The sequence below is a fragment of the Amycolatopsis circi genome, assembly GCF_003385235.1.
Classification (GTDB): Bacteria; Actinomycetota; Actinomycetes; order Mycobacteriales; family Pseudonocardiaceae; genus Amycolatopsis; species Amycolatopsis circi.
The window spans coordinates 67583-91175 of sequence record NZ_PQIA01000018.1; the positions used below are offsets into that span (position 1 = coordinate 67583).

Consider the following 23593-nt stretch of genomic DNA (forward strand, 5'->3'; position numbering starts at 1 on the left):
CGCGGACAAACTCCGCCGAGACGCGCCTACCCACGAAAAGGCTGGTAGGGCATGGTTCGCGGCCGGGCGGGCGGCGCAACGAGGTTGCCGCCCGGCCACAAGGGACCGCCCTGGGCGATATAGCCGCGAATGTGCTCCGTGAGTTCGTCGAGGTGCTGTTCCCGTTCCCGCCATCCCACCTGTACCTGTTGTCCGCCGGGATAATGAAGCGTCAGGGTGGAGGTGGGACCTTGGGCGAGCAAGGCGGCCATGGCATCTGGCAGGCCCATCGGCATCGCGTCGCAGCCCTTGTTCCGAGCGATACGCAAGACGGCGTCGATCACCCGTTCCCAATCGGCGACCGCGGGCCACAGCCGGCCGCCGTCGAGTTCGAAGGTCAGCGTGGACACTGGCACAAGGCATCCCGGCGTGCGGAGCGGAAACTCGGTGAGACACCTGTACATGCGTCCGCCGTCGGGTTGCGGAACAGACTCGTGAAGCAGTGTCGCCGCGTGGACGACAATGGCGTTGATCGGCACGGGACGGCCCGGGTCCGGGTAGGGTTCGTGCATCGCCAGCAAGTAAACGTCTTCGATTGCCACAAGATCTCCTCGCTCTTCCGGGAGCCGATTCCGCAGTAGATGCCGAGTATCGCAGGCGACTGGATTGCGATGATCGGCCGTGTGCTTCACTCGACGGCCGTCGTCCAGTCAGGTCTATGCGATCCCGCATTATCCCGATCCGATGATGATGCGCATGGATCGGTTTCCCTGGCCGCCCGCGGACGGCATTCCTAGAGCGCGCAAGAAACACCTCGGTGCGCCGATATCGAGCCCGCTTCGAAGAAGGCGAACGCTTCGCGTCCCGTCCCCCGTGGACTACCGCAGCCCGGTCTCGTCGTCCGGCGCGGTGAAGTACGCATTGATTACCCCTGCGGCTCACCGGACGACCGGCGAGGGGATCTTGACAGACCGATATCCGTTGCCGTTCTTGCTCGGCGTCCACCGCCGCCAGTGCTTCGCCGAGAGACGCACCGGCGCGTGCGACTGCGCCTGTGCGGCCGCAGGACCAAGCCGGTCGTCGGCCGGGAACGACAGCCATAGCGACATCGAGGAGGACGCCGAGCCGATCGTCGCTCGAACCCCAGAGGCACCGAGTATCCGCCCGTATCCGTCGACCGCGAACCCGCCAGTGTCCTCATTGGACACTGCGGCGCACGGTTCGCGCGTGCCCGCGTCGACGAGCCGCACGGGAGTATTCAGCACCAGGCGAGCGACCGGCCGTATTGCGTGACACCCTCCGGACCGGCACTGTCGAGCGCATCGAGGACGGCGCGCACACTCTCCTCACGGACACCTTATTCGCGGTGCGTTCGCTCGGCTACCCTTGGACCGCCAAGCAGATCGGCGGCGATTTCCTGCCAGCGTTTGGTGCGCTCGTCGGGCCCGCCCGTCCAGAGCTGGAAGGTCAGCGCCGACTTGCCAGCGGCGTCGTGCAGGCGTTGAGGAACGCGTGCACCTTCGTGTGGACCGCCGAGGGCTTGCGGGTGCGCAGAGCGTGCGCGCCTCCCGAGGCGGCTGGAAGACCGTCGTAGGTGACGATGTCCGGGCGCGTCACGACGGTATTCCTTCCATAAAGGCGTTGCTATGTCGGAGAAAAGCGAACCGGGCCCGCTCGGACTCGGCGTCGAACCCGGGTACGCGCACCGCTACGCGCGTGATGAGTTCGTCGAGCGCGTCGTGCACGGCCGGACGCAGCAGCGCCACCGGATCCTCGGGTCGGCAGCACCTCGTCGCTGTTGAAGCGCAGCTCTCCGCTCACCGTGCGCTTCGCGAGCAGCACCCGGGGCCGACGCAGTCCTGTCGGCTCGGTGACGACAGCGAGGTCACCGCCGACGGTCACGAACAGGTCGATGTCGAACTGCCATTCGAGCCGTCCGAGCCCAGCTCGGATCCGGGTCAGCTCGGAGATTACGTCAAGCGGGATCGCCGGTCCGCCGTAGACGGTCCGGAATGACAACCGTCCCGGAAGTGCTTCGCTCACGCGAAAGTTCCGTCCAGGGAGCCGATCCGCCAGAAGCCCTTGGGCGCGCCACCAGGAAGCAGCGGCGTGACCCACTGCCTGACGACGTCGACGAATGCCGCTTCGAGGTCGTCGCGCGTCCACCCGTGCGGACGCGGCGGAACCGCGGGCTCCCAGCCGTCCTGATCCACGAAGACGTCGATCACGATCCCCTCGACGCCGTCCGCGCGCGCCGCGGTCCAGAACCGTTCGAGCCTGGCGGAGGTTTCGTTCGACACTGAGCCGAGGATTCCGGTCACCGCGGCCCGGTAGTCGCCTGTGTCCACGGCATCGAGCTTATCGCCGAAGGTCAGCTGCGAGTCAGAAGCGTCCACTCCTTTGTGGATTCGGCCGTCCGGAAGTGCTCCGCCAAGTAGCCGCCGTAGATCCGGGTCATCGCTTCGACTGTGTCCTGGCAGCAGCCTTGTCCGGCCCGCAGCTTCGGCACCATGACCCACTGCGCTTCCCCGAAAACCTGGTCCGCCGGCGGATGCGTGCGCTCGTCGAAGCTGATCTCCAGATCCCACCAGAGCGGTCCGCCGGTCGCCGGGGTCAGGTCGAGCGCGAACGCGAACGGGTTGGCCAATGACATGCTGGCCACGCGATCGCCGGGCCGGATGTGGCGGCGCAGCAACGCGAGGCCGTCGTCGAGCATCGCCGGGACCGCGGAGGCGTTGCGGTAGGCGGTCTGCCACGTCGCGTCCGCCGGTACGACGAAGTCGCCGAGGTGCGGGCTGGTGATCCGCTGCGATTGCGGAGGTGCGGCGACGACATCCCGCCGCGCCGCGCTGATGCCAAGCGCCAACATGTCCTTTCCGGCGATCGGCGCCGTCGTCGCGACGAGCAGCAGGACGAGCCCGGCGAGCAACGGCACCGGCATCCGGCGGCGGCCGTCTCCCCCGGTCCAGCGCGGCAGCTCCGGCTTCAGGGCCGCCACCAGCACGAGCGGGATGACGACAAGGGCGGCGAGATCGGACTTCTCCGGGCTGTCGGCGGCGGAAATCACGACACTCGAGCCGAGCACGAACAGGGTGAGCACGAGCAGTCGCCACGGCCGAGCCGGCTCTCCGCGCCGTCGAGCGATCCAGAAGAGAGCGGCCACGACGAGCAAGGCGAGAACGCCGACCGGAGCGTTGTACGCAATGGCGTGCAGCAGCAGGCTCAGCCGCTTCCCGCTTCCCTGCGCGGCGAACGCCGTCGCGACGTCACCCGCGTAACCGACCGGACTGATCCCGAAACCCAGCCAGAACACCACGACGATCAGCCCGAACCCCGCGACCGCACCGGGTATCGCCCGCGCGGCGAGGGTCCGCAGCATCAGCCCGAGGACCACCGCGACCACGCCCATCAGGAAGAAGTTCGCCTTGTCGTAGGCGAGCAGTCCGAGCAGCAGGCCGACGACGGCGCCGTCAGCCAGCGGCCGCGGCAACCGTGGCCGGATCAGCACGGCAAGCAGAAGCGCGGCGTAGAGCAGCCAGCCGAACTTGTTGTAGAGCATCGCGTATGTCGTCGTGCCCGGCGAGTAGCCCGGCGGCCGGACGGAAATGACCAGCAACGCCATGAAGACGGTGAATCCTGCCGCATGCCCTCCGGGCAAACGCCGATGGGCGACGAATCCGGCGAGCACCGCCGCGATCGGGAGAAAAAGCAAACAGCCGTATGTCACTGCGGCAAGTGACGGAACTGCTTGCAGCTTCATTCCGAGCGACGTGAGCACGTAGACGAGAGGGCCGATGGCGTTCGAGAAATCCGTGCCGGGCACTTGGCCCTGCGCGATCCGGTATCCGCCGTCCAGCAGAATGAAATTGTCCCAGGGCGCCACGAGCGCGACCGGTCCGAGCCACCAGGAGAACAGTCCCAGCACGACGACAGCGGTCACGGTCAGCAACGCCCACCGCACGCGCCGAGGCGAATCGCGCACTGAAACCTCGGGGTTGGCGACACCTAGATCATTTTCTGTCGACATGCGCTTCCCATCCTCGGGATTCGTTCGACTGATCATTTCGAGGCAGCAAAGACCCGGCCGTCTCGCGATGTCCCGTAGTCGAGAGGGAAACGCCGCGCGTTACATGCGCCCGCGAATTGATTTCAATGCGGAAAATTATCGACAAGATAATTGCTTCACCTATTTTCGACTCCTCGATCAGCGAGATAATTGACGCCCGCGGGCACGCCGGGTGTTTCACCAACAAGCTCGGGGATGTCGCACCGCAATTATTGACTCGCACACAGCAATCTCGAACATTGAGGCAGGAACCGCCCGGCCCTACGGTCAGGATCGTGGTTAACCTTTCAGCGAGCGAAACGCCGCCCGCCCCTGAGCCCTTCGCAATGTGCATCGCCGACGAGGACCTCGCCGACCTGCGGTCCAGACTGGACCAGGTCCGGCTTCCCGAACACGAGACCGTGCCGGACGCGGCTCAAGGAATCCAGCTGGCGCAGGTGGCGAAGCTGCTGACGGCTTGGCGGGAGCACGATTGGCCCGCGCGGCAAGCGCAGTGGAACGCCATCCCGCACTACCGCCTGGTTCTCGACGGTTTGGGCGTCGCGTTCTGGCACGTACGCTCCCCCGAGCCGGACGCGCTGCCGCTCGTGCTGACGCACGGCTGGCCCGGTTCGATCCTCGAGTTCGAGGACGTCATCGGACCGCTCAGCGATCCGGCCGCGCACGGCGGTTCCGCGCGCGACGCCTTCCACCTGGTGATCCCGGCGCTGCCAGGTTTCGGCTTCAGCGACCGTCCCCGGGAGCAGGGCTGGCATCCTGGTCGCACCGCCCGGGCGTGGGCGCAGCTGATGACCGTGCTCGGCTACCCGCGTTTCGGCGCGCACGGCGGGGATTGGGGCGCGTTCGTGAGCACCGAACTCGCGCGCCTCGTCCCCGAGCGCGTCGCGGGCTTGCACCTGACGATGCCCGTGACGTCCCCGATCCCCGACGACCTGCTCGCGCCCAGCCCCGCCGAACAACGCATCCTCGACCGGCGCAACCTGCACCTGACCGACGGCTACGGCTTCGGGATCCAAATGGGCACCCGCCCGCAGACCCTGGGCTATTCGCTGCTCGACTCCCCCGCCGGACTGGCCGCGTGGCTGGGCGAGAAGTTCGCCGCCTACTCCGACAATCGGCCCGAAACCAGTGGCGGCGTAAGCATTTCGCAGCAGATCGACACCATCGCGCTGTACTGGCTGACCGGCACCGGTGCGTCCTCGTCCCGGTGGTACTGGGAGGCGATGCGCTGGGTGCCCCGCAGTGCGGAAGCGGAGAACGCGCAACCCGTGACCGTCCCGACCGCCTGCTCGATTTTCCCGGCCGATCCCTGGCCGACCGCCCGGCACTGGGCCGAGCGCCGCTATCTCGATCTGCGGTCCTGGCACGAACTCGACCGCGGCGGCCACTTCCCCGGTCTGGAACAGCCGGAGCTGCTGGTGTCCGAGATCAGGGAAGCGTTCCGGCACACGCGGCAGGTCCGGGCCGTGTCCTGATGCGGTGTCCGTCAAGAATCGCGGTACGCCGAAGGCCGCGTGCCGGTGTGCCGCAAGAAGGCCGTCGACAGTGCGGCCGGGCTGGCGAACCCGCAGCGCCCCGCGATCTGGGAGACCGTCAGGTCAGTGTCGCGCAGCAGCCGTTTCGCCTCGTCGATCCGCAACCGGGTCAGGTACCGATACGGCGTCACCCCGGTCGCTTCTTTGAAGACCCGCACCAGGTGGAAAACGCTCAGGTGCACCTCGCCGGCGAGGTCGGCCAGGGTGATCGGCTCGGCGAGCCGCTCGCGCATCGCCGCGACAACCGCCTGAACCCGCGCGTTCTCCCGCTTCGGCACCGCCCCGGGGGACAGCCGGGCATGACGGGTGAGCAGTTGCATCGACAGGAACGCCGCCGCGGACTCGGCGTACAGATCGTCGGCCCCGGCCGCGCCGCCGACGGCTCGGATGATCTCCTCGACCAGCGGATCCCCCGCAGCCAACGACGCAGCCATCGCGTCGAAGTCCACCGCGGCGCCGCCGAGCTGCGCCGCCGTCGCGTCGATCGTGCCGCGCGGAAGGTGGACCTGCAGGCTGGTCAGCCTGCCGTCCGCCCGATAGCGGCGCACGGCAGGCTGGTCCGGAAGCATCAGCTCGACCCGTCCCGGCGTCCACGGAGTGCGCTCCCACCGGCCGCCGCGGCGCGTCTCCATCACCGCGCTTCTCCCGGCCGGCAGCACCAGATGCAGATCCGCCGCGGCCGGCAGCGTCATTTCCTCGGAGACGGGGACGTGCTCGAACCGCTGCACGAGCAAGGACTGCCAGCCGGCGTCCTCCCAGCTGCAATACGTGCGCCGGACGTACCGCTCCATGTCGAAACCGGCGTACGGCTGGAGATCCAGCCGCGTGGAGTCGAACACCATGGTTCACAGGCTAGCGACGATCGACACCAGGAGGCTCGATGACCGCCGCACCCCATCCCGCGCGCACCGCCAGCCAGGCTCTGCACGCCGCCGTCCGGAGGAAGGACAAGGAGGCCTGGCTGGAGCTGTTCGCCGCGGACGCTCTCGTCGAGGATCCGGTCGGCCCTTCGCATTTCGACCCGGAAGGCACGGGGCACCGGGGCCGCGACGCGATTTCGGCGTTCTGGGACCGGGCCATCGCGCCCAACGAGTCGATCGAGTTCCTTTTCGACGACTCCTTCGCCTGCGGGGACGAGGTCGCCTTCACCGGCCACGTCCGCAGCCAGCACGACGGACAGGTGCTCGAGGCCGAGGGCGTGTTCGTCTATCGGGTCGACGAGGCGGGGAAGATCCTTGCGGTGCGCGCCTTTTGGGAGATCGAGCGCACCATGCGGACAATGCGGCCCGCCTGATCCCGCAGCGGCTCGTTACGCCAGGGTTATGCGGACGAGGTCAGCGTTCGACACCGCTCCTCCGCTGGGACCACCAGTACAACGCGGGCGTAATTCCCGTGCGGGCTACGCGGAGGGCGGGTTCGGCTGCCGGGTCGACGAGGCGGGGAAAAGCCTTGCGGTGCACGCCTTTTGGGAGGTCGAGCGGACGATGCGGCCCGCCTGACCGCTATGCCCGACCCGAGAGACGGAGACGGGCAGCGGTCCTCCGCCAGGACAACCAGAGCAGCACGTACGGAACCCCAGCGAGCAAACCCAAGCCGGAAACACCGAAGCCGACCCAGTAGATCGCATAAGTATCGCTCCAGTCGGAGTCCGCGGTTTCGTGGGCGAAACTCACGGCTCCCACGCTCTGCACGACGGCCCCGGCAGCGATCAGGACGACCGCGGCCGCGGTCAAGCGCCGGAGACGTTTTTCCCAAGCCAGCAGAGGGGCGGCGGGGCCCCGCTCGCCCTTCGGCGCCCGCAGCCAAGCCACCACCGCCGCCACGCCGACCACCAGCCCCAACCCGGTGAAGCCCATCCCGAAGAGGAGGGCTCCGCCGGCTCCGATATTGGCGCCGGTGTTAGGCCGCTGGGTGACCAGCATGAGGAGCCCCATGCCCAGCAGCACGGTCCCGGCGACGAGGATCCAGATCGCGACGAACTTCAAGGTGCTGACAGTGGTTCTCATGGTTCCTTCCGACTGAATGCCGCCTCTGCCCGGCAACCCGGCTGCCTGTTCACAGCGCCGGCCCACCTGGCATTCCCCCCTCCTGACCACCCAGCCGCTCGCCTCGGGCGCCAACGGTGAACGAAACGCATGAACAACTGATTTTAGGCAAAAGCATCTTATCCGGTCGTAACCAACAAGGCGGGGCTCCACAACGGTGTCGCCAAATGGTTACAAAAAGCGCCGAGCGGGCAGTATCGTGCGTTTCGGGTGCACCACTCGCTCCCGTTCTGCCGCGGCAGGGCGCTGTCGGGCGGATCCTGCTCAGCCGGAGCGCGGGGCAGGAATCACGACCCCGTCCGCGGGCCGGTTGCCGCGGTAGCGGGCCACCACGACCCGGACGCCGTTGCGGAACGCGTCGGGCATCGCCGCGAGGACGGTGCTGCGCGGCAGCGGGCGCGGCACGTCGAGTCCGGTCATCGGCCGGGCGAGGCCGATGCCGCGGACCGTCCACCGCAGCCGTCCTTCCTTGTCCCGGTCGGTGAATTCCAGCGAGACCGGACGCCACGCCGCCACGCGCACGAGTCCGCTGTCCGGTCCGGCGGGGATCAGCACGTCGCCCGCGTCGAGCAGAAGGCAGACGCGCGGGACCGGCTCCAGGCCGTCGATCGCGACGATGCCGCGGCGGCCCCGTTCGGGTGACCGGAGCAGCCGGACGCATTCGCGATGCGTCAGCTCCGCGTCGTCCATCGCCCAGCTCCTCCCCCGCGCCTCGGTGAACCCAGGATCCCGATTCCACCCCGCGACGCGCAAGAACGCCCACCGCCGGACGTCACTTCCTCAAGGGACTCAAGACCTTCACCGCCCGCGACGGTGCTTTTCCGGCCGCTTCCGATGAACTATTCGCCGGAAAAGCCGATCACGCCAGCCCCGTTCACCGGGTCGTGGAGACGTCCGGCTGCCGGATGCGCACTCCGCCGCGGAAGAGCCTGCGACAACGCTAGATACGGCTGCTCCACGGACCCCCGCCGCCCGTTCGTGTCGCGGTGGCACCGGGGGGCAGGTCGAGGACGTCGAGCAGGCTTTGGTCCTCGTCGATGGCGTGGTGCAGGTGTCCGTTCCCGGCGTCGAAGATGACGGCGTGGAAGATTCCGCCGCCCGCGTTGCCCGCACCGATTCCGTCCGACAGGCGAACGACGTGGTCGGAACCGCGCCTTTCGCGAGTAGCGTGGCGCGGTGGACACGGATTGGCACGCACTGCCGGGGCCGGTGTGGTACCGGCCGGCGGAAGCCGCTGGCGCCGCAAGAGATTTGGCCGCGGCCGCGTCGGATGAAGATGCCGCGGTCGCCATACGCCGGTTGATCGTCGCAGTAGGCAACGACCATGCCGGGACGCTGTACCCAGCCGCGATCCCGGCGGTGAGTCTCCTGCTCGGGGTGGTCCGGGACATGCCCGGCAAGCCGCGCGCGGCGGGCATGTTGCGCACCGTCGCCGACGACTGCTCGGACAGCAGCGGCGCCAGGGAGATGGCCGCGGAGTTGTTGACGGAGCTGGACGCGGGAAGCTGGTCGGACCTGGTAGCTGACTGAAGGCAGTTCAGCGGTGCGCGCGCAGGGCGTCGAGCAGCCATCGGAAAGCACTGCCGGTTCGCCGGGGACTTGCTCGTTGACCAGGCTGAGCAGCTGCCAGCAGCGCTCGACCTGCTGGTCGGCGACCATTTCCAGCCAGTCGGTCAGCGGTGCGACTTCCGCGGCCGGGAAATCCGCCGGGACGATCCGGTCGAGCACGACACGGCCCTGTTCAGACTCGGGCGCGATGCCCTCGCGCACTGCCTGACCGGCGTGGGCGAGTACAGCGGGCCGGATGTTCAGGCCGAACTCCAGCCGGTTGTCACCGAGCGCCATTCGCCGCAGCTTCCGGCCGAACTGCTTGTCCGCCACCAGTTCGGCCAGCTCGATCCAGGCGTCGACCTGCCCCGGAGTGGGGTCGTCCGGCAGGTGCGCGGGCAGCTCGCGCATCCACTCGGCGACGACCGCGGCGTCCTCGTCCTCTACGCCGGCGAAGACCTCGCCGACGAAGCTGTCGACGATCTTCTGCCGTTCCTGGGCGGACAGCTGGGTCAGTTTGTGCATCAGGGAAATCTCCTCCGCGGTACTCGCGCGCTTGGCGACGGTGCTCAGCACGGCGCGCCGCAGCCGCAGCGTGCGGATCTCGGCGTCCAGGGCTCTGACATGCACTTCGGCCACCTCGGCCAGGGCGAGCTGCCTGCTGAGCACCTGCCGGACCGCCTCAAGGCCCAATCCGAGGTCGCGCAGGGTCCTGATCAGGTCGATCCGGGCGACCGCCTCGATGCCGTACAGGCGATATCCGGAAGGCGACCTGGTCACGGGCGCGACCACGCCGTTGTCGGACCAGAACCGGATCGTGCGCGACTGCACGCCGGTCAACTGAGCCAACTGGCCGATCGTGAAGAGGTCCGCGCCTACCGTCATGGTCCCCACCGTGCACCTTCCACCGGCTGGAAACTCAAGCGATTTCCGCCGCCGCCCCGTCCGCGCGGGGAGGAGCGCGGTCCGGGCCCGCATGGTCCGGGCGTGCCTGGGTATCCCTTCCGGTGAGCCGCAGTTCGCCCGCGACGGTCAGGAGGACTTCATGCTGGGACTGCTCGGTCTGCTTCTGGTGATCTGGCTGGTGTGCATCGTGCTCGGGGTGGTGATCAAGGGCCTGTTCTGGCTGATCGTGGTGGGCGCGGTCCTGTTCGTGGCCACCGCCGTGGTCGGTTTCGTGAAGCGGGAGGCGCTGGGACGCGGACGCTGACCGCTCGAAGCCGTGGCGAAACCTGCCGGGAGCGAGACGATCGCAACACCTCCGGCCGCCGTTCCCGGCTTAGGCTGAGCGCATGGCCGACACCACATCGCCGACTCCGCAGGAAGCGTTCGACCTGCTGATGGCCGGCAATCAGCGCTTCGTCACCGGCGCACCGGAACACCCGAACCAGGACGCGGCGCGGCGCGCGGCGATCGCGCCGAACCAGAGCCCGTTCGCGGTCCTGTTCGGGTGTTCCGACTCCCGCCTCGCCGCCGAAATCATCTTCGACCGCGGGCTCGGCGACCTGTTCGTCGTGCGCACCGCGGGCCAGGTGATCGGCGGCGAGGTGCTGGGCAGCATCGAATACGGCGTCGACCTGCTGGACTGCCCCCTCGTCGTCGTCCTCGGCCACGACTCGTGCGGCGCCGTCGGAGCGGCCCGCGCGGCGCTGGAGGACGGGCTCGCGCCGGTGGGCTATGTCCGCGACGTCGTCGAGAAGGTGACTCCCAGCGTGCTCGCCGCACGGGCAGCGGGTCTGGTCGAGCCGCACGAGATTCTCGCCGAACACGTCAAGCACACCGTCGACCTGCTGCTGGACCGGTCCCGCGTGCTCGCCGACCGGGTCGCGGACGGCCGGGCCGCTGTGGTCGGGCTTCGCTACCGCTTGGCCGACGGCGGCGCTGAAGTCGTGGCCGCGCATGGCATCGAGGTCCCCGCGGCGGGCTCCGCGGCCTGATCCCGACGAGCCGCGACCTGCGCGCTGTAACCCTTGAACCGCTCGAAGCGACAGCAAAGGGGCATCAGAACGCAGGTCAAGGCTCAATGGCGGAGGAATTAAGTGGCGCTGCTCAGGAAGAAGACTCCCGAAGAAGCGGCCGCGGAACTCGCGGCGAAGGAGCAGCTGCGCCGCGAAGCGGAGGAACACCAACGTCGCCAGCTGGCGGAGAAGGAACGGCAAGCGTTCGAGCAGTCCCCCGCTGGCCGTGCCCGGGCCGCCTTCGCGAAGGGCGACCAGGTCTTCCAGTTCTCCATCGACGTGATGAACCAGAAGGCGATCATCGTCGCGATGGTCGGCGGCACGACGAGCCAGCGGACGAGCGACCCGGTCGAGGTTCTCAACTCCGTGTGCCGCGAGGGCTGGGATCTCGTCAACGGGTCGTTCGTCTTCGTCGAACAGGGCCAGGAGAGCCGGGACAAGTTCATGTCGTCCGGGCAGAACGTCGCGATCAAGGGCGAAGTCGTCGGCTACTACTTGTTCAAACGCCGCGAGGTCAACCGGCGGGCAGCGTAGCCACAACAACGAATACGCGTGGCCCAGCAAGACATTCGGCAGACTCGTGCTCATCGGAGCGCTGGTCTGTGGCTTTGTCTGCCACAGGCCAGCACACCGCTGGTCAATCAGCGACCGGACACCTCGAACCCGAGACCAGCCAGCGCCTCCTCGGGGCCTCCTGGTCCTGCTCGTCGCTGCCGCCGGAAACGCCCAGCCCGCCGATGCACCGGCCGTTCTCCATGATCGGATAACCGCCGCCCACCGCCATCATCCGCGGGTGGCCAGCCCGCGGCGCGAGCCGCGGGTCGGCGAGGTGCTCGTTCCACGTATGGGGTCGGAATCCGGAACGAAGCGGCAGTCCAGGCCTTCTCGAACGCGACCTCGGCGGTGAGGAACGGCGCGTCGTCAGCCCGTTCGAAGGCTTTCAGGTGCCCGCCCGGGTCGGTGATCGCGATGGCCGCGGGGGTGTGCGCAGCGGCGATGAGTGCGTCCGCCGCGGCTCGGGTGACCGACGGTGCGGGGGCTGATTTCTGGAGAGTGCTCACCAAAGTCCCTTGTCAGACAAGCGGTTCACCGCAGCGGCGAGGCCGGAGTCGGCGTCACGCGACTGACGACGGTCTTCTCCGGAAGCAGCAACTCACCGACAGCCGGGCCGATCTCGTTCTTCCAGCGGTCATGCTGGTAGACGGCCGCGTAGAGCACCTCGCTCTGGGCCTCGTCCTCGAAGCGGCGCATCCAGACGTAACCGTCCTCGCGCTCGGAGTCCACAAAGGACGCAATCACGTCCATGCCCAGCGACGCCTGGAACGGGATGACCACGTCTTCCATGTAGCGCACCCATTCCGAACGGCGTCCGGGCCGAGCCTGATAGTGGCGGATTTCGTAGTACACGGTCACTCCCCCACGGTAAGGACGAGCTTGCCGCGCGTACGACCTGCCAAGCCTCGGACGTGCGCCTCGGCTGCTTGCTCGAGAGGGAAGGTTTCCTCCACCTCGACGGCGACCTCACCGGCGTCGATCAGGCCCGCGATCGTGGTCAGCGCGGCACCGTCCGGCTCGACCAGAAACGGCGTGACACGCACATCGGCCGCCTTGGCTGCCTCGGCCAGTTCCGGCGAGACACCGGACGGGACGGCGACCAGCAGGCCACCGAGACGCAAGACCTGGAGAGAACGGGTGCTGGTCTGGTCCTGCGCGTCGCCCACCAAGTCAATAACGACGTCGACGTCGACAACGGCTTCCTCGAAGCGGCTGGTGGTGTAGTCGACGGTCTCGTCGGCACCGAGTTCCTTGAGCCACGGGTGCCGAGCGACGCTGGCGGTGGCGATCACGTGGGCACCGAGGTGCCGCGCGAACTGGACGGCGAAGTGGCCGACCCCGCCAGCGGCGGCGGTGATCAGGACGCGCTGGCCCGCCTGCACCTGCGCAGTGTCGACCAAAGCTTGCCAGGCGGTCAGCGCGGCGAGCGGCACCGCGGCCGCGTGCACGTGGCCGATGCTGGCGGGTTTGCGGGCCCACTGGCGAGCCGGTGCCGTGACGTACTCGGCGTAACCGCCTGCAGCGCGCGGGAACCACGGCATGGCGTACACCTCGTCGCCCGGCGCGAGCGTGGTGACGCCGAAGCCGACCTCCTCGACAACGCCCGAGACGTCCCAGCCCAGGATCAGCGGGAACGTCTGCATCCCCGCCATCCCCTGGCCCTCGCGGGTCTTCCAGTCCACCGGGTTGATCCCGGCGGCGTGCACGCGCACCAGCACCTCGGTCGGCAGCGGCTCGGGCCGCGCGACCTCCTCGACGGTCAGCACCTCCGGCCCGCCGAACTCCCGGATGGTGACCGCCCGCATGTGCTCGCTCATGGTGTTCTCGCTCATTTCCGTCTCGCTCTGATCTCGCGCCTGGACTGCGGCGCAAAACCACAGTGGCGCGTGCGAGCGGAGAGGAGTGAGTGGCCGGGCAGACACCTATCGTACTATTCCAGCCATGCCGCATCGCGTTGTCGTTCTCGCCCTCGACGGCGTCCTCCCGCTCGATCTGGGCATCCCGGCGCGGGTGTTCAACGAGGCCTGCGAACTGGACGGGACCCGCCTGTACTCCGTCACCACCTGTTCCCTCGGCGGACGACCGGTGCGCACGCACGAGGACTACCGGATCGTCGTCGAGCACGACGAGTCCGTGCTGGAGACCGCGGACACCGTCGTGCTCGCCACGCAGGAGCCCAGCGAGCGCCTGCTCGCGACCGGCGAACTCCCCGCGGAAGTCGCCGCGGCGCTGGACCGGATCGGGCCGCGGACGCGCATCGTCAGCCTGTGCACCTCGGCGTTCCTGCTCGCGGCGGCCGGATTGCTGGACGGTCGCCGGGCCACCACGCACTGGGCGCTGTGCGACGCGCTGGCGCGGCGGTTCCCGGATGTCGAGGTCGATCCGGACGTGCTGTTCGTCGACAACGGACGCATCCTGACTTCCGCGGGCGGAGCGGCCGGTATCGACCTCTGCCTGCACCTGGTCCGGCGGGACCACGGGGCGACGGTCGCGTCGGCCGCCGCTCGGCGCTGCGTGGTCGCGCCGTGGCGGGAGGGCGGGCAGGCGCAGTTCATCGAGCACCCGGTGCCGCAGGACACCGACCGCTCCACGTCGGCGACCCGACAGTGGGCACTGGACCGGCTGGCCGAGCCGATCACGCTGGACGACATGGCCCGGCACGCGCACATGAGCGCGCGCACGTTCACCCGGCGGTTCCGCAACGAGGTGGGCAGCAGCCCGCTCAAATGGCTGGCGCAGCAACGACTCTCGCACGCCCGGCTGCTGCTGGAGTCCACCGACTTGCCTGTCGCGCGGATCGCGACCGCCTGCGGGTTCGGCGATCCGGTCGCCCTGCGCAAGCACTTCTACACCAACCTGGGACTGTCGCCGCTGGCCTACCGTCGTGCCCACCATGCACCGGAACCGTTGGCAGCACAGTAAAACTCAGGGCACCTCTGCCGTCAGAACACGCAGGCCCTGCTCGAAGAGTTCGGTCATGCCTGTTCCGGTCAGGTGGTCCCGAGCCTCGGCGAGATGCGGATAGTCGCCGTCTCGGATCGCCTGATGCAGGTAGCTGATGTCGGCGGGCAAGTCCGGTCCGGATTGAAGCACCGCTTGTTCCTCGAGGACATGCCCGGTCGCGAAGTGCAGGATCAACAGCGCAGTCTCATCCCCGCGGCGGCGTCGAGTCCGGTCTTCCGCAACGGTCGAGCGGCGCTGACGGCATCGAGTCCACCTGGCAGCAGTACCTCGCGAGCCCCCGCCTGAGGCCCTGCATTCGTTCCTCGCCGCCGCAGGAAGCCGGGACAGCGGACGCAGCAGGCGGCGTCGGCTCGCTCCCGGCGTGCTCGACGCGAACGCCCGGGAACAACTCCCGCGCTCGCGGTCCGGCCGACCAAACCGGGTCGAACTTTTCCGACATTCGTACGACACCCGGGACATTCCCTACGAAAGTCGGCTCGACGCCGAAAGCGCCGAGAATCCCAGCGTCGGCAACGCATATACCAATTGACCGGCGAATCCCGAACATGCTGTTGGTCCGTTTGGAGCATTGACGCCCCGATGGGCTGATCCTTTACTCGACGGTGTTCGGCCGCATACCCACCGTGAGCGGCCGGACACGTTCCCTCTCCCCGCACCCATCGTCCTGCCTTCATGGAAGGAAGACCTCGATGCCCCATCGCGGACTCACGACGGGCCTGGCGGCTGCCGCCGGGCTCGCTATGACGCTCGTACTGCCGACGGTCCCGGCCAGCGCGGCTTCGGAGGCCCAGCCCGCGTCTCCGGACGTCGCCGCCGCTCGCGCCGCTGATCAAGCGGTCGCCTCCGGGCTCGCCGCGCTCAGCCGCGGTCCCGCGGAGGCGTTCCGGCGCGTCGGCCTGACCGCGGGCGACGCCGGACTCTTCTACGGCGCCTACGAACGCACCTACCAGGGCCTTCGGGTCGTGGGCGGAGACGCGGTCGTCGTCGCGGACGGGGCCGGGAATGTTCGCGGCACCAGCGCCGCGGAGACCGCGCCGATCGCGGTCGGGACGCAGGCCGTTCTCGACGCCGCGAAGGCCGCCTCGACCGCGCGTGCCCAACTGCCCACTGTGGACAGTGTGAGCACTCCGGAGAAGGTGGTGCTGGCCGGGGCGAATCCGAAGCTGGCCTACGAGGTAGTCGTCGCCGGGCGCACCGCCACGGCGCCGAGCAAGCTGCACGTCTTCGTCGACGCGGCCACCGGCGCGGTGCTCGACAAGCGGGACGACATCAAGACCTTCAGCTCCGGAGCCAAGTCCCAGGCCCAGCCGAACGCCGTGAACGCGGCGGGCACGGGCAACAGCTACTACGTCGGCACCGTGTCGGTCGACACCACGCAGTCCGGCTCCACCTACACGATGCGCGACCCCGGCCGCCAGGGCATCAGCTGCGGCCGCGAGGGCGGTTCTGTCTACAGTGGACCGGACAACAGCTGGGGCAACGGCTCGGGCACGAACCTCGAAACCGGCTGCGTCGACACCCTCTTCAGCGTCCAGACCGAGTGGAAGATGCTGAAGGACTGGCTGGGCCGCAACGGCATCAACGGCAGCGGGCGGGGCTACCCGGCGTCCGTCGGCCTGAACGACGTCAACGCCTACTGGGACGGCTCTTCGACGCACTTCGGCCACTCGCAGGACAACCGGCGCCAGGCCACCTCGATGGACGTCGTCGGCCACGAGTTCGGGCACGGCATCTTCCAGACCACGCCGGGCGGCGCGGGTTCCGGCAACGAGAACGGCGGCCTGAACGAGTCGACCGGCGACATCTTCGGGGCGATGACCGAAGCGTATGCGAACAACGCGAAGGACCGGCCGGACTACGAAGTCGGCGAGGGCGTCAACCTGGTCGGCCAGGGCCCGATCCGCTACATGTACAACCCGTCGAAGGTCGGCGACCCGAACTGCTACTCCTCGTCGATCCCGAGCACCGAGGTGCACGCCGCAGCCGGTCCGCAGAACCACTGGTTCTACCTTCTGGCCGAGGGCTCGAACCCGGGCAGCGGCAAACCGGCCAGCCCGACCTGCAACAACAGCAGCGTGACCGGGGTCGGCATCCAGAAGGCCGCCAAGATCTTCTACAACGGCCTGCTGAAGAAGACCTCGTCGTGGAACCACCGGGCCGCCCGCAAGGCGACGCTGGAGGCCGCGATCGCGCTCTACCCGGGCAGCTGCACCGAGTTCAACGCCGCCAAGGCCGCCTGGAACGCCGTCTCCGTGCCCGCCGTCTCCGGCGAGCCGACCTGCACGGCGCACGCCACGCGCTGACCTGACGCGGCCGGGTCCCGCTCCCCGCTGACCAGCGGGACCCGGCCGCGCCTCAGCGCTGCCAAGCAGTCCACGTCCCCGCTCCCCCGACCGAAGGAATTCACCGTCATGAAGTGGAAGACAAAACTCGGCGCCGGGGTCACCGCCCTGGTGGCGATACTGGGCGTCGTCACCGTGCCCGCGGCCACCGCCGCACCCGCGTCGACGCTCGCCGCGCCGGACATCTCGCTGGCCAACATCAAGACGCACCTCAACCAGCTGCAGACCATCGCCCGCAACAACGGCGGCACGCGCTCGCCGCGCGGCGGCGGTTACGCGGCGTCGGTGTCCTATGTGGAAAACCTGCTCAAGAACGCGGGCTACACCACGAAGCGGCAGACGTGCACGAGTTGCACCGGCCAGTCGCAGAACCTGATCGCGGAATGGCCGCAGGGCGACGCGAACCAGGTCCTCATGCTCGGCGCGCACCTCGACTCGGTGAGCGCCGGCCCCGGCATCAACGACAACGGTTCCGGCAGCGCGTCGATCCTCGAGGTCGCGCTGACGCTGGCCCGCACCAACCCGGCGATGGCCAAGCGCGTCCGGTTCGCGTGGTGGGCCGACGAGGAGTCCGGCATGGTCGGCTCGCGGTACTACGTCAGCACGCTGTCGAGCACCGAGCGCTCGAAGATCAAGACCTACCTCAACTTCGACATGATCGGCTCGAAGAACTGGGGCTACTTCGTCTACGACGACGTCGCGTCGGTCAAGGCGGTCTTCGACGAGTACTTCGCCTCCATCGGCATCGAGACCGAGGGAGACACCGAAGGCGACGGGCGCTCCGACCACGCGTCGTTCAAGCGCGCGGGCATCCCGGTCGGCGGCCTCGCGACCGGCGCCGGCGACATCAAGAGCTACGAACAGGCCGACAAGTGGGGCGGCACGGCGGGCGCACCGTTCGACAACTGCTACCACCGCGCCTGCGACACGACGGCGAACATCCCGGACCCGCCGCTGGAGAAGAACTCCGACGCGATCGGGTACGCGGTGTGGAAGCTGGCCGTCGCCGCGCCGGTTGCGGTGGCTCATCGCTGAACCTGAGTCCGCGCACCAGCATCGGGCAACCGCTCCGGGTCGTCGCCGCGAGGACGGCGGCCCGGAGTGTCCTCTCGGACGAGTACCGGTTCGATCAGGAACGGCCGGTAGCCCGCGATCTCGGGCAAGTCGAAGTGCTCGAACGCGTTCCGCGCCGAGTCCCACCGGATGACGCGGCGGGTCGACCCGCGGTGCGGCTGGGAGAAGACCAGAGTGTCGGGGGTTTCCCAGATCGGGGACGTCGGCGGGGTATCGCCGACGTCGCAGCCGTCGGGCATCGCGTGCTCGGCGGTGGTCCCGGTGGCCAGGTCGAGCAACTCCACGATCGGCGGATCGCCCCGGAAGGAAAACATCCGCGTGCCGCCCGGCACGAAGCGCCAGCGATGCGGTTGCGGCAATTCCCGCCGCTCCCCCGGCGCGGTGACCGCCACTGTTCCCCCGGTTTCTTCGCGCACCTGGGCGCCGGAGAGCGAGTCCAGCCGATGCACGGGCGAGGCAAGCTCCACGGGTTCCTCGCCTGGCGTCCAGCGGAAGGAGGCGAATGTCCCGTCCGGCAACCTGGTGGTGAAGCAGACCGCGCCGTCGTGGATGCCCAGGACGCTGCGGGTCAGCTCGTCCGATTTCGGCAGGCTCCAGGCTTTTTCCGTTGCCACGTCGAATAAATGCACCTGGTCCCAGGTTCGCCTGCCGACGTGCGTCTCCACGCCGGCCAAGTACCGTCCGTCGGTGCTGCGGACCGGAAAGAAGCCCAAATCCACTGGAAGCCGGCCGGCAGCACCGGCCCAGTCGATCAGGTGTCCTTGCCCGCCGGAGGCGGCGACGTAGATGCCTGCCAGCGTCTCGAACGCGCGGTAGCGGTAATCGCTCTCGACCCGGCCGAGGACCGCCGGTTCCCCGGAGCGCCACACGACAACGGTGCCGTCCGCGGAGACGAATCCCGCTTTCGGCGGTGCACCGGCTACAGTCGCGGGTTCCTCCCCACGAACGATCTTGACGCGCGGCACCGGCTCAGTCCGCAGCGGCGGGCGAGGAAGCGGTGCGACGGCAACGTTTTCCCGGCGGATCAGCCTGTCGCTGACCGCATACTCGAGCAACGGCTCGATCGTTTCCTCCGGGACGGCCAGCAGCGCAGCCAGATCCTTGACCTGCGCTGGATTCGACCAGGCCGCGATACTGACGAGATCCGCCGCGAGCCAGGCGTACTTGGCCCGGACCGCGGCGGCATCCAGCCGGGCCGCCAGTTCGGCCGGGAGATCGAGCACTTCCGTGGCGCGCCGTGGCGTTCCGGCCGAGTATCCGCCGGTGCCGTCCGCCACGAGCAACCCCGCGGCGACCAGCAACGGAATCGCGTCCCGCCGGGTGCGCGGCGGGTCGACGCCCAGCTGGGCACACACCCGGTCCGATGGCTCCGGCTCGCCGGACAACGGTTCGTCCAGCCAGCCGTCCGGCCGCGGCATGCCGACGAGCGTGAAGTACCACGACACTTCGATGGCCTGGTAACCGAACACCTGCTGCCAGCCCGGATCCTCCCGGCGCACCGCCGGACGCGTGCGTTTGAGCCACCGCGGCGGTTCCGGGACCTCCGCAGGCCAGAACTGGAACAGCCAGATGTCGCCTTCTTCCCCGGCTTCAGCTGTTTTCCGGCACACTCGGACGCGGTAAAACCCTTTCGCTCCCAGATTCAGTTCCCCGCTGAGCGTCCCGCCCGTCAACCATCCCAGGCCCGCGATCCCCGAGCGGCTGCGAAAGGGCGACTCGACGATGTCTTCCCAGCTCCCGAGCCGCAGTTCCGGCGGCCCGTCGTGTGCCTCGCAGCGAATTGCCTGATACGAGTGGCCGGCCGTGGCGTGCAGCCAGCCGTCGCCTGCTGTCGCGACTGTGCCGGACAATGCCGCGGTCGCGTTTTCGCCGAGAAGTTCGTTGTCCAGCGCGGGCAAAGTCTTGTCGCGGTACACCTCTCGAAGCACGATGGTGCCGTAGTCGGGCAGGTACTCGTCTTCCTCGCAGAACCCCAGGAGCGTCATGTCAAGAACGGTAGCGGCGGGGTCCGACAATTTTCGGCGGCAGCGGCGTCTCGCTGGGACGGCGCCCAAGAGTCCGATGTGGTCAGATCTACGCCATTCGCCGGAAAACATCGAGGAGAGAACGAAATCCCGCCGATCTCCGTTCGCGAACACGTGATCTCGCATACCGCTCCTGACCTAGCCGCGCCCGCACCTCAGCCGAGCAACCGGCGAAGGATTCTCGCTCGGGCGATGATGCTGTCGGGCAAGTCGTACTTCCGGCGCGACGAGGACCTGGAGTTCGCGCTGTCGGAGGACTTCCCGACGAGGCCGCGCTGCCTTCGGCTGCAAGAAGTCCGACCTCGACGCGGGTGACGTCGCCGACCTGGTTGTGCTGCCGGATAGCCCACGCGCGCTGTGTCCCGGCTGCCGATCGCGCGGCCGGGATGCAGAGGATCAGCAGAAGCCGTCTCGGTTCACCGGCGCGGGCCTCGGGTCGTGCCCGAGGCCCGGGCTGCTCGCCGCGGCAGTTTCGAGCAGCACCGAATCGGCCGCGATCTTCGAACCGCTCCAAGCCCGCGTCGCCCGGTCGGAGGACAAGGCGCACGTCCGGCCGTGCCGCGATCCAGCACGGCCGGACGCATCGCCGCTCAGCCCAGCCGCGGGAAAAGCGCGCGGGCGTTTCCGGAATCGATCGCCAGGGACTGTTCCGGGCTCAGCCCGCTTTCCGCGTCCAGAATCTCGGTGAACCGCGCACCCACTTCCGCTGGAGCGTAAGGAAAATCGCTGCCGTACAGGATCCGCGCGGGATCGGCGAACCGAGCAAGCGCACCGAACGCGTACTCCCCCGACGACAGCGCCGTGTCCCAATAGAAGCTGCGGAACCGGGCCAGAAGCTCTTCGGCGGTCGGCCCAGCAGGCTCCAACGCGCCCTGGATCTGGCAGAACCGCAACGCCGCGAACGGCACGAAACCGCCCGCGTGCGAAAGGATGATCCGCACGTTCGGGTACCGCTCGGTGATCCCGTGGAACACCATGTGCACCGCGTTGCGGGTGGTGTCGAACGGATAGTCCACCAGCGGCCCCGGAACGTCGGGAAGCAGCGGCACCAGCGGATGCGCGGGATGGATGAACACCACCGCGCGATGCCGGTCCAGCGCTTCCCACAGCGGCGCGTAACGGTCGTCGCCCAGGTAAACCCCGCCGTAGTTGGAGAGCAGCACCACGCCGTCGGCCCGGAGCGCACTGAACGCGTGGTCGATCTCCGCCACCGCGCCGTCGACGTCGGGCAGCGGGACGGTGGCGAACAACCCGAACCGGTCCGGGCGTTCGCGCACCAGTTCGGCGGTGTATTCGTTGACACGGCGGGCCATCTCGCGCCGCGCCGCGCCCTCCCAGCCCGCCACGCTCGGGGCGGTGAGCGACAGTACGCTCGTGGCGATGCCGTTGGCGTCCATGAATTTCAGGTGGTCGTCCGGCGTCCACGGCGGCAGCACCCAGCCCGACGGGTCTCCGCCGTGCTGTGCGAGGGCCTCGCCCCAGAACGGAGGGACCAGGTGGGTGTGGACGTCGATGCGTTCGCGGTCGGTCATGCCTCCACCGTGCGACACCGGCGCCGGACTCGGGAGGGGAAGGATCCGATCCCCCTCCCCCGGAGTCCCCGCTGATGGCGCGCGACCCCAGGCTCACGCAGCTCGGGGCGTTCTTGCACGCCCGCCGCGACGAAGCCCCGCCGCCCGCCTCCGCCGAATCGGGACGCCGTCAGGTGCCTGGCCTCCGGCGCGGGGAAGTCGCGGCGCTGGCCTTCGTCAGCGACGAGTACTACACGAGGATCGAGCAGGGCCGGGTCATGCCGAGCACCGAGGTGATCCGCCGCGTCGCCGCCGCGCTCGGGCTCGACGCCGACCAGACGCGGTACGCCCTGGATCTCGTCGCCGTCGCCGACGCCCCTCCGGAGAACCCCGAGCCGAGCGATCCGCTGCGCCGCCTCGTGGACCGGATGGGCGAGGTGCCCGCGATCCTCGTCGGACCGGCGACGTCGGTCCTCGCCTGGAACGCCGCCGCGGCACGGCTGCTCACCGATTTCGGCGCGGTCCCGCCGGAGCGCCGTCGGTACGTGCAGATGCTCTTCACCGATCCCGTCCTGCAGAGCCGGTTCGCGGACCTGGAAGCGATGCGGCGCACCGTGATCGGCATCGTGCGCGCAAGCACCCCGGCCGGTCCGCCGACCGGGGACTGGATCGACGAACTGCTCCGCACCGACCCCGGGTTCAAGGCGCTCTGGGAACGCAACGACGTCGTGCGGCCGCACACCCGCCTCCGCGTGCGGCTCCGGCTGCCGGGCGGGGTCGAGGAGACGCTGGACCAGGTGGTGCTGCAGGTGGTCGACGATCCTCATCAGCGGCTGATCGCGTTCGTCCCGGCCGAGTAGGGGGACTCAGAACAGCGTCGCGGGCTCGACCGGCTCCGGCTCGGGCAAGGCGTCCAGGTCCGGCACCAACGCCCGGACGTCGTCATGGAATCGGCGAGCAAGCGCCGGTGCCTCGTCGTTGTCGGGAGTGTGCAAGAAAACCGTCGGCGACCGGCCTTCGCGCAACCAGCCGGCGACCACCTCGGTCCACGGCTGCCACCCCTCGACCGTCTCCTCGATCGAGTCCCGGCCCAGGTAGCGGACGACCGGCCGGTCGGTCAGCGCTCGTGTCCGGCGCGGCAGGCGCGGTTTCTTGGCCCAGGCATCCTGCTCGGCCTCGCTGGTCGGCGGGCTCTGGAAGAAGACGGTGGTGTCGAACGGCACCCACTCAGCCTCCGCGGTGGCGAGCGTCCCTTCGAGCAGCGACGTCGCGCTGGCGTCGCTGAAGAACTCGGGATGCCGCACCTCCACGGCGCGCCGGAGATTGGCCGGGAGGCGGCGCAGGAAGCGGCCGAGCGCATCGACGTCCGCGGGGCCGAACGAACCGGGCACCTGGGTCCACAGGACCGCCCGCTCGCCGAGGGGTTCGATCGCGTCCAGGAACGCCCGCATCTCGGTCTCGACTCCGGCGAACCGGCGCTCGTGCGTCACGGTCTTGGGCACCTTGACCACGAACCGGAAGTCCGGGCCGGTCTGCTCCGCCCAGGTCTCGACGGTGGTCCGGGCGGGAGTCGCGTAGAAGGTGGTGTTGCCTTCGACCGCGTTGCACCAGCCGGCGTAGGCCCGCAGACGCTCCTTGGCAGGCAACGACTGCGGCAGGAACCGCCCGGGCCACGCCTTGTGCGTCCACATCGCGCAGCCGACATGAAGACGTGCCACTGTCGTCCGCTCCCCTCGCTCTCCAGGGGAAATTACTACCCGGGCGGGGTCACCCGTGGGTTCGGGGCCGGTAGTCGCCGTACTGCTGACGCCGGGCGGGCCCCCGGCGGCGGAGCAGGTGTGCTGGCACGTAGTGGCTGACCGGGCGCGACCATTGGTCGTCGGCGGTGACGAGCTGGTAGGTGACCCAGCCGAGCAGCCCGCCGTCCTCGCGGCGCGCCCATTCGAACAGCAGCCCGGGATGCTCGGTCTCGACCCGCAGCCCGGCGCGGTT

General features: G+C 68.9%; 25 protein-coding genes and 3 pseudogenes. 10 read left to right on the forward strand and 18 right to left on the reverse strand.

All coding sequences use genetic code 11. From position 1 onward, the window contains the following. Positions 1-26: 26 nt before the first annotated feature. The 3 genes from D0D37_RS09895 to D0D37_RS47345 form a co-directional block, all read right to left on the reverse strand. The gene (locus D0D37_RS09895) at positions 27-581 is read right to left on the reverse strand and encodes a hypothetical protein (protein WP_244223460.1); all 555 of its coding nucleotides are present in this window, start codon (positions 579-581) and stop codon (positions 27-29) included. A gap of 336 nt (positions 582-917) precedes the next feature. Beyond that, entirely contained in the window at positions 918-1244 is a 327-nt protein-coding gene (locus tag D0D37_RS47340; RefSeq protein ID WP_208719881.1) for a hypothetical protein, read from the reverse strand. 202 nt (positions 1245-1446) lie between these two features. Continuing rightward, entirely contained in the window at positions 1447-1596 is a 150-nt protein-coding gene (locus D0D37_RS47345; RefSeq protein ID WP_208719882.1) for a hypothetical protein, read from the reverse strand. 29 nt (positions 1597-1625) lie between these two features. Here D0D37_RS47345 and D0D37_RS46490 point away from each other — a divergent pair, with 29 nt between their 5' ends. Next, positions 1626-1781: a hypothetical protein gene (locus D0D37_RS46490; protein ID WP_162834141.1), complete on the forward strand. Its 156-nt coding sequence runs from the start codon at positions 1626-1628 to the stop codon at positions 1779-1781. A gap of 237 nt (positions 1782-2018) precedes the next feature. Here D0D37_RS46490 and D0D37_RS09910 read toward each other — a convergent pair whose 3' ends face one another. Together D0D37_RS09910 and D0D37_RS09915 are read right to left on the reverse strand one after the other, a co-directional pair. Then, positions 2019-2327, reverse strand: a complete 309-nt coding sequence (locus D0D37_RS09910) for a DUF6389 family protein (RefSeq protein WP_162834142.1) — start codon at positions 2325-2327, stop codon at positions 2019-2021. Positions 2328-2350: 23 nt separating this feature from the next. After that, positions 2351-4006, reverse strand: a complete 1656-nt coding sequence (locus D0D37_RS09915; RefSeq protein ID WP_162834143.1) for a hypothetical protein — start codon at positions 4004-4006, stop codon at positions 2351-2353. A 314-nt stretch (positions 4007-4320) separates the two neighbouring features. Here D0D37_RS09915 and D0D37_RS09920 point away from each other — a divergent pair, with 314 nt between their 5' ends. Further along, positions 4321-5520 carry an epoxide hydrolase family protein gene (locus D0D37_RS09920; RefSeq protein ID WP_244223461.1) on the forward strand — a complete coding sequence of 400 codons (1200 nt, stop codon included), beginning with the start codon at positions 4321-4323 and terminating at the stop codon, positions 5518-5520. An 11-nt stretch (positions 5521-5531) separates the two neighbouring features. Here the strand turns inward: D0D37_RS09920 and D0D37_RS09925 are convergent, their stop codons facing one another. Next, positions 5532-6422, reverse strand: a complete 891-nt coding sequence (locus D0D37_RS09925) for an AraC family transcriptional regulator (protein WP_116200202.1) — start codon at positions 6420-6422, stop codon at positions 5532-5534. Positions 6423-6460: 38 nt separating this feature from the next. Here D0D37_RS09925 and D0D37_RS09930 point away from each other — a divergent pair, with 38 nt between their 5' ends. Beyond that, positions 6461-6874, forward strand: coding sequence for a nuclear transport factor 2 family protein (locus tag D0D37_RS09930; RefSeq protein ID WP_116200203.1), 414 nt, complete (start codon positions 6461-6463; stop codon positions 6872-6874). A 208-nt stretch (positions 6875-7082) separates the two neighbouring features. Here D0D37_RS09930 and D0D37_RS09935 read toward each other — a convergent pair whose 3' ends face one another. The 3 genes from D0D37_RS09935 to D0D37_RS47850 form a co-directional block, all read right to left on the reverse strand. Beyond that, positions 7083-7586: a hypothetical protein gene (locus D0D37_RS09935; protein ID WP_116200204.1), complete on the reverse strand. Its 504-nt coding sequence runs from the start codon at positions 7584-7586 to the stop codon at positions 7083-7085. Between the two features lie 303 nt (positions 7587-7889). Beyond that, entirely contained in the window at positions 7890-8315 is a 426-nt protein-coding gene (locus D0D37_RS09940) for a hypothetical protein (RefSeq protein WP_116200205.1), read from the reverse strand. Between the two features lie 108 nt (positions 8316-8423). After that, entirely contained in the window at positions 8424-10058 is a 1635-nt protein-coding gene (locus D0D37_RS47850) for a helix-turn-helix domain-containing protein (RefSeq protein ID WP_244223462.1), read from the reverse strand. A gap of 160 nt (positions 10059-10218) precedes the next feature. On the opposite strand from D0D37_RS47850, the gene D0D37_RS09960 reads away from it, so the two are divergent. From D0D37_RS09960 to D0D37_RS09970, 3 genes are all read left to right on the forward strand, one after another. Beyond that, a complete protein-coding gene (locus D0D37_RS09960) occupies positions 10219-10383 on the forward strand; it encodes a hypothetical protein (protein WP_162834136.1) in 165 nt (54 codons plus the stop codon). Between the two features lie 82 nt (positions 10384-10465). Next, a complete protein-coding gene (locus D0D37_RS09965) occupies positions 10466-11110 on the forward strand; it encodes a carbonic anhydrase (protein ID WP_116200209.1) in 645 nt (214 codons plus the stop codon). Positions 11111-11212: 102 nt separating this feature from the next. Continuing rightward, the gene (locus D0D37_RS09970) at positions 11213-11665 is read left to right on the forward strand and encodes a hypothetical protein (RefSeq protein WP_116200210.1); all 453 of its coding nucleotides are present in this window, start codon (positions 11213-11215) and stop codon (positions 11663-11665) included. A 103-nt stretch (positions 11666-11768) separates the two neighbouring features. Here the strand turns inward: D0D37_RS09970 and D0D37_RS48755 are convergent, their stop codons facing one another. From D0D37_RS48755 to D0D37_RS09985, 4 genes and pseudogenes are all read right to left on the reverse strand, one after another. Continuing rightward, the gene (locus tag D0D37_RS48755) at positions 11769-11918 is read right to left on the reverse strand and encodes a heme-binding protein (protein ID WP_425266915.1); all 150 of its coding nucleotides are present in this window, start codon (positions 11916-11918) and stop codon (positions 11769-11771) included. A 49-nt stretch (positions 11919-11967) separates the two neighbouring features. Continuing rightward, positions 11968-12192 (reverse strand): annotated as a pseudogene (locus D0D37_RS48760) (GlcG/HbpS family heme-binding protein); the annotation flags it as partial. Positions 12193-12217: 25 nt separating this feature from the next. Then, a complete protein-coding gene (locus D0D37_RS09980) occupies positions 12218-12544 on the reverse strand; it encodes an NIPSNAP family protein (RefSeq protein ID WP_208719883.1) in 327 nt (108 codons plus the stop codon). Beyond that, positions 12541-13491, reverse strand: a complete 951-nt coding sequence (locus D0D37_RS09985; protein ID WP_208719886.1) for an NADP-dependent oxidoreductase — start codon at positions 13489-13491, stop codon at positions 12541-12543. Before D0D37_RS09985 ends, D0D37_RS09980 begins: the two co-directional genes overlap by 4 nt. Positions 13492-13627: 136 nt before the next feature. Between D0D37_RS09985 and D0D37_RS09990 the strand changes: the two genes are divergently transcribed. Further along, the gene (locus tag D0D37_RS09990) at positions 13628-14608 is read left to right on the forward strand and encodes a GlxA family transcriptional regulator (RefSeq protein WP_116200212.1); all 981 of its coding nucleotides are present in this window, start codon (positions 13628-13630) and stop codon (positions 14606-14608) included. A 3-nt stretch (positions 14609-14611) separates the two neighbouring features. Here the strand turns inward: D0D37_RS09990 and D0D37_RS47855 are convergent, their stop codons facing one another. Next, complete coding sequence (locus tag D0D37_RS47855; RefSeq protein ID WP_244223464.1) at positions 14612-14824, reverse strand: TetR/AcrR family transcriptional regulator C-terminal domain-containing protein; 213 nt, start codon at positions 14822-14824, stop codon at positions 14612-14614. Between the two features lie 515 nt (positions 14825-15339). Between D0D37_RS47855 and D0D37_RS10000 the strand changes: the two genes are divergently transcribed. Continuing rightward, positions 15340-16953: a M4 family metallopeptidase gene (locus D0D37_RS10000; protein WP_116200213.1), complete on the forward strand. Its 1614-nt coding sequence runs from the start codon at positions 15340-15342 to the stop codon at positions 16951-16953. 108 nt (positions 16954-17061) lie between these two features. Further along, positions 17062-18000, forward strand: a pseudogene (locus D0D37_RS10005) (M28 family metallopeptidase); the annotation flags it as partial. Positions 18001-18017: 17 nt separating this feature from the next. Here D0D37_RS10005 and D0D37_RS10010 read toward each other — a convergent pair. Together D0D37_RS10010 and D0D37_RS10015 are read right to left on the reverse strand one after the other, a co-directional pair. Beyond that, on the reverse strand, positions 18018-20051 hold the full coding sequence (locus D0D37_RS10010) for a DUF6042 family protein (RefSeq protein WP_116200215.1): 2034 nt from the start codon (positions 20049-20051) through the stop codon (positions 18018-18020). Positions 20052-20680: 629 nt separating this feature from the next. After that, positions 20681-21622 carry an amidohydrolase family protein gene (locus D0D37_RS10015; RefSeq protein ID WP_116200216.1) on the reverse strand — a complete coding sequence of 314 codons (942 nt, stop codon included), beginning with the start codon at positions 21620-21622 and terminating at the stop codon, positions 20681-20683. A gap of 74 nt (positions 21623-21696) precedes the next feature. Between D0D37_RS10015 and D0D37_RS10020 the strand changes: the two genes are divergently transcribed. Further along, complete coding sequence (locus D0D37_RS10020) at positions 21697-22461, forward strand: helix-turn-helix domain-containing protein (RefSeq protein WP_116200217.1); 765 nt, start codon at positions 21697-21699, stop codon at positions 22459-22461. Between the two features lie 6 nt (positions 22462-22467). On the opposite strand, the gene D0D37_RS10025 is transcribed toward D0D37_RS10020, so the two are convergent. Further along, positions 22468-23292, reverse strand: coding sequence for a DUF72 domain-containing protein (locus D0D37_RS10025; protein WP_116200218.1), 825 nt, complete (start codon positions 23290-23292; stop codon positions 22468-22470). 76 nt (positions 23293-23368) lie between these two features. Next, a pseudogene (locus D0D37_RS10030) lies at positions 23369-23593 on the reverse strand (hypothetical protein); the annotation flags it as partial.